The sequence below is a fragment of the Endozoicomonas sp. ONNA1 genome (assembly GCF_024606325.1).
Taxonomy (GTDB): Bacteria; Pseudomonadota; Gammaproteobacteria; order Pseudomonadales; family Endozoicomonadaceae; genus Endozoicomonas_A.
The window spans coordinates 1-1,131 of record NZ_JAHHPN010000820.1 but is presented as its reverse complement, the minus strand read 5'-3'; the positions used below and the strand labels follow the sequence as shown (position 1 = coordinate 1,131).

Annotated in this window: 1 protein-coding gene; it reads left to right on the top strand. The window is 44.3% G+C overall.

The features are described from left to right. Window positions 1–8: 8 nt before the first annotated feature. Window positions 9–1,010, top strand: coding sequence for a hypothetical protein (locus KDK19_RS19380; RefSeq protein WP_257292663.1), 1,002 nt, complete (start codon window positions 9–11; stop codon window positions 1,008–1,010). Window positions 1,011–1,131 lie beyond the last annotated feature (121 nt).

Sequence of the window (1,131 nt, the reverse complement as noted above, 5' to 3'; positions counted from 1 at the left end):
CCTGTTAGGTGACTAACGGGAATCTCGCTCCTTCAGGGGCGAGAGGATGTCAACAGTTTTATTGTCTGGATCAAAAGGCAAGCATTGATGATGAGTCCATTCGCATTTTCAGTAATAACTGCGTTATCGAAAAGTCCCGCGCTGCCGTCATTCTGATAAATAACGACCTGATCAATGAAACAGTGGCTGCACAGGTCAGGCAGTTGGAACAGTCATTTGAAAATGTACGTGTCCTGGATGTGTCAAAGCTGCTAAGTGAGGGCAGAGTAGCTGGTATGAAAATTACCCAGAATAAAAGCATGGAAGGTCAATTTTATGTGGAAGTGGATGCGCGTTTTTGCACACTCGAAGGTCATTATTATAACGATGGCAGGATAAGGCGTTATGTTCAGTTTCATGATGTTCTGGACATTTTTCAATTCGTGGCAATGTACCATTGTGATAAGGTCTGTGAATTAGTCGGCATTGAAACCAGCAGTCGTCGATGCATAAAAATCGACTGGGATATGGAGTTAACAGAGCCCATTGGCACTCTTAAATGCCCAGGTGGTTTTAGTGCTTTTATCATGGACAGTATCAGAGGGACAGAAGACGCCGGGAATAATGAGTTGACACATACTTTGATAATGGAGAACAGTCTGGTGGCGGTGACCAGACCACAGCACCCGATCATGGCTGATTCAGTTTGTCCGCACTATGTTGTATTCAGTAGATATACTAGCGCAGTCAGCAAATCATTCAATCATCCGCGCACTACTCCAAACTATGATGTCAAACAATTTTCCATAACTGGCAATGATGAGATCGCTTCCTTGAAGATGTTATGTCGTTTGAAAGAAAGAGAGCAGATTGCGGGTAATCTTGATCCTGCTAAGCCGCTGAACATCCGCTTTAATACAGGCACCAGCTGGAAGCAGAAAGTTGCTTTTCCATTAACTGGCATCAAGGCGGATCAAAGTCGGGTTCGGGGTGTCAGCTCATGGCAGGACAGTACGCCAATATCAGACTGAAAACAATACTTGTCAATAAGCTTATTTCCTGTTGAAGAGGACTTTCCCTTTATTTGTGAAATATCCGGTCTAGCAGCCTGTCGGACTTAAGCGTCCGTAGCGAGGATTGCAAGAAATTGAG